The 3,652-nt window shown below is 67.6% G+C and carries 4 protein-coding genes and 1 pseudogene; 4 read left to right on the top strand and 1 reads right to left on the bottom strand.

Annotation, left to right across the window (positions count from 1 at the left end; genetic code table 11):
- Together ACE3TU_RS20280 and ACE3TU_RS20275 are read left to right on the top strand one after the other, a co-directional pair.
- Positions 1 to 233, top strand: a pseudogene (locus tag ACE3TU_RS20280) (MFS transporter); the annotation flags it as partial.
- The gene (locus ACE3TU_RS20275) at positions 234 to 638 is read left to right on the top strand and encodes a hypothetical protein (protein WP_374627541.1); all 405 of its coding nucleotides are present in this window, start codon (positions 234 to 236) and stop codon (positions 636 to 638) included.
- A 39-nt stretch (positions 639 to 677) separates the two neighbouring features.
- Here the strand turns inward: ACE3TU_RS20275 and ACE3TU_RS20270 are convergent, their stop codons facing one another.
- Positions 678 to 1,898 (bottom strand): acyltransferase family protein, encoded by a 1,221-nt coding sequence (locus ACE3TU_RS20270; RefSeq protein WP_374627539.1) that lies wholly within the window; start codon positions 1,896 to 1,898, stop codon positions 678 to 680.
- A gap of 157 nt (positions 1,899 to 2,055) precedes the next feature.
- Between ACE3TU_RS20270 and ACE3TU_RS20265 the strand changes: the two genes are divergently transcribed.
- Both ACE3TU_RS20265 and ACE3TU_RS20260 read left to right on the top strand, forming a co-directional pair.
- Positions 2,056 to 2,733: a cyclic nucleotide-binding domain-containing protein gene (locus ACE3TU_RS20265; RefSeq protein WP_374627537.1), complete on the top strand. Its 678-nt coding sequence runs from the start codon at positions 2,056 to 2,058 to the stop codon at positions 2,731 to 2,733.
- 73 nt (positions 2,734 to 2,806) lie between these two features.
- The gene (locus ACE3TU_RS20260) at positions 2,807 to 3,514 is read left to right on the top strand and encodes a cyclic nucleotide-binding domain-containing protein (RefSeq protein WP_374627535.1); all 708 of its coding nucleotides are present in this window, start codon (positions 2,807 to 2,809) and stop codon (positions 3,512 to 3,514) included.
- The last annotated feature ends 138 nt before the right edge of the window (positions 3,515 to 3,652 follow it).

Raw genomic sequence — 3,652 nt, 5'->3', positions numbered from 1 at the left:
GCACGCTGGTCTACATCACCTGCTCGATCCTGAACGAGGAGAATGCGGCGCAGGCCCTGGCCTTCCTCGCGGACAGGCCGGAGTTCACCGCGGTTCCCGGCAATCGGGTGTGGATGGGGCACTTCTCGGGTGCCAAGGTGCGGGCGCGGTTCTCACCCGAGGGCGGCGTGATGCTCACCCCTCACCTGTCCGGAACCGACGGGTTCTACGCCATCCAGATGCAGCGGCGATAGATGGCCGGGCGACAGGCAGATGCGGGCGTTTCGCCGGCGGCGCTGATCGTCGGAACGGTGCTGCTGGTGCTGGGGCTCGGCACGCTCATCTGGTTCGCCATCCCCGACCCGGATGCGCGGCACCATTTCTCCTCGCCGAGCGGCGAGGTCAGCCTCGATGTCGGCGAGACGTGCGGCGAGGCGGGCTGTCGTCGCGTCGTGGTCGCGGAGTTCGTCCAGCCCGACGGCAGCAAGGTGCGGCGCGGCTGCCCGGTGCCGCTGACCGAGGACCACCCGGTCCTGCTCAACCTCCATCCGCTCTGGAACACCGACGAGAGCGCCGTCGAACTGGTCTATGCCGATGCCAGCGGCGAGGGCGGCAAGTTCCGGATCGCGCTTGCCGACGACTGCACCGACAGCGAGTGACCCCATGCCGGCGGCCGCCGGGGCCGCGCCGGCGCCGGTTCAGCCCGCCCCGGCCGTCGCCAGTGCCGCCGGTGCCGACGGCTCGCGCCGGCGCGCCCAGCGGATGACGGGGTTCTCGATGAAGGTGAAGCTGAGTTGCGCCACCCCGATCGAGATGGCGAGGATCACGCCGCTGGTCACCACGAACCTGACCGGATCGCCCATCTGGCCGTGATCCATGTCCGGCGCCCAGTAGCGCCGCACCAGCTCGAGCACGGGATAGTGCCAGATGTAGATGCCGAACGAGATGCGCGCGAGATAGCGGCTCACCGGGTTGTCGAGCCACTGTCCGAGGAGGCGGCTCGACGGCGCCGTGGCCAGCGCTGCGCCGACCGCCAGCACGAACCACGGGAAATCGTACGGAATGCCCAGCAGCCCCCAGCCTTCGGACGTTTCCTCCCGGGCCTGGGCGGCGAGCAGCGCGGTGGCGCCGGCCAGCGCCGCCAGCGCCGCGAGGTCGAACGCCCAGTGCCGCAGGCGCGCCAACCGCACCTGCAGGCCGGCGGCGAGCGCTCCGACGGCGAACATGGCGAAAAAGCCGAACGGATTGTACCGCGGCATCCAGGTCTTGGCGCCGCCGATGAGGCCGTTCTCCCAGCCACGCCCCCGCATGTCCATCGGATACCAGGTGACGAAGGCGAGATGGAGCAGCAGGACGACCCCGATGACACCCAGCCAGGCCAGGCGCCCCCACCGGTCCGGGACGGCGCGCCGCATCGGCCAGAGGAGCAGAAAGCCCAGCGGCAGCAGGGCATAGGAGGTCACCTCGAAGCCGATCGACCAGAGCGGGCCGTTGACCTCGACGGGAAAGAGCGTCACCGGGTGCCAGTCGGAAACGAGCAGCGCGCCGGAGGCGAGGCGCAGGAGCAGCTGACCATCGAGCCTCGCCCCGAAGACGGTGATGGCGATGACGAAGCTCAGCAGCAGCGCCACCCAGAAGCCCGGCAGGATGCGGGCCGCCCGGCGCAGCGCATAGGTGGTGAGAGACGGCATCGCGGTGCCGGCGTCGAAGGCGAGCCAGAACGGGCGGGCGAGCAGAAACCCCGACAACACGAAGAAGACCGCTACGCCGAAGCTGCCGTTGATGGCGAACGGGCGGAACCACTCGATGCCGGGCAGTTGCTGGTTCCAGCTCATGCGCTGCGCGAGGTGGTGAAACAACACCAGCAGGCAGGCGGCTGCACGCAGGAAATCCGCCCCATGCAGCCGATTGCTTTCCACCTGGTGCCCCCGTCCGACGCCCCTGCCCGCCTGTTCGATGCCATCCCGCGCCGTGCGAAGCAAGCGATGCGTGAATTGAAGGCCCGCCCGGTTGACCGGTGCCGATCCGCCGCCGACAGTGCGAGGACAATTCGAGAGCCAAAGAAGAAGCGCGCAAGTGCCCAACTACCTATCCGAGATCATCAGCCCGGATCACCTGCTCACCCACCTCCCCTACGCCCTGCTCGTCATCTCGATGCTGATGAACGACATGAGCTGGCTCAGGGCCATCGCGATCGTGGCCGGCGTCATCCGGATCATCAATCGCGCCTTCTTCGAGATCGACCCGGTAATCGTGTTCTGGGAGATCATCTTCGTTGCGGTCAACGTGATGCAGCTGGCGATCCTCTGGTACTACGCCAAGCGCCATCGCTTCACCGGCGACGAACAGCGCTTCGCCGAGATCATGCCGAGCGGCATCGAACGACGGACGGTCCGCAAGCTGCTGCGCCTGGCGCAACTGCGCGACGTCGAGGCCGGAGCGAGCCTGACCTTCGAGGGCGAACCGGTCCGGGACCTGATCTTCATCGCCGAGGGTGTCGCCCGGATCGAGAAGGGTGGCCGCATCGTCGGGGTCTGCGGCCCCGGCGACTTCGTCGGCGAGATGAGCTTCGTCTCGGGTGAGCCGGCATCGGCAACGGCCGTCAGCGCCCGGCCGATGCGCTTTCTCGCCTTCGAGCAGTCCCGGCTGCGGGCGGCGATGGAAACGGACGCGGACCTGCGGCGCGCACTGGATGCCAGCTTCAACAGCAATCTCGTCGGCAAGCTCGCCAAGGCGAACGCCACAGCGCCCTGAGCGACACGCTTTTCCGCGCTGACGGTCGCGACGATCTGCGGCACACTGGGTGCGTCCAATGCCGGAGGCGCGCTTGCTGGAGCAGTTTCTTCACGACCTCACCGACCCCCCGCACATGGTCGGTCACATCAACTATGCCCTGCTGATCATCTCGATGATGATGCGCAAGATGTTCTGGCTGCGGGTGTTCGCGATCGGCTCGGGCAGCGTCGAGGTGATCTACCGCAGCGTGTTCGTCGTCGATCCGGTGAGCGTGGTGTGGGAGGCGCTGTTCGTCCTCGTCAACATCGTGCAGCTGATCATCCTGTGGTACGACGAGCACCATCACGACTTCCGCGACGACGAGCGCCATTTCGTCGACTCGATGCCCAGGGGGGTCGAGAAACAGGCGCTGAAGCGGCTGCTGGCGCTGGCGGAGCCGCGCCGCTACGAGTCCGGCGAGGCGCTGATCCGCGAGGGACAGCCGGTCGACAGCGTCCTCTACATCGCCGATGGTGTCGCCGAGATTTCGAATGCCGATCGCCTGATCGCCGTGTGCCGACCGGGCGACTACCTGGGAGAGATGAGCTTTCTCACCGGCGCGCAGGCGTCGGCGACGGTCACGGCGGTGAGCCCGATCCGGGTCCTGGCGTTCGAGCAGCGTCGCCTGCATCAGGCCATCGAGTCCGACGTCTCGGTGCGGCGGGCCATCGAGGCCGGCCTCAACCGCAACCTCGTCGGCAAGCTGGTGCGCGCCAACGCCGAAAAGCTCTCGGATCCGCCTTTGCGTCCGGCGAACTGACGCCATCTCTCGCGCATCTCTTGCGCTCGTCGTGAACCCGCTCTATGCCCCCGCCATGACAGACACCCCGGTCGACTCCATCCTGATCATCGATTTCGGTTCCCAGGTCACGCAGCTGATTGCGCGACGCTTGCGGGA

Source organism: Devosia sp., assembly GCF_041917035.1.
Lineage (GTDB): Bacteria > Pseudomonadota > Alphaproteobacteria > Rhizobiales > Devosiaceae > Devosia_A.
Note: the sequence above shows the minus strand (reverse complement) of the source record. Positions and strands in the feature narration are given on the sequence as shown.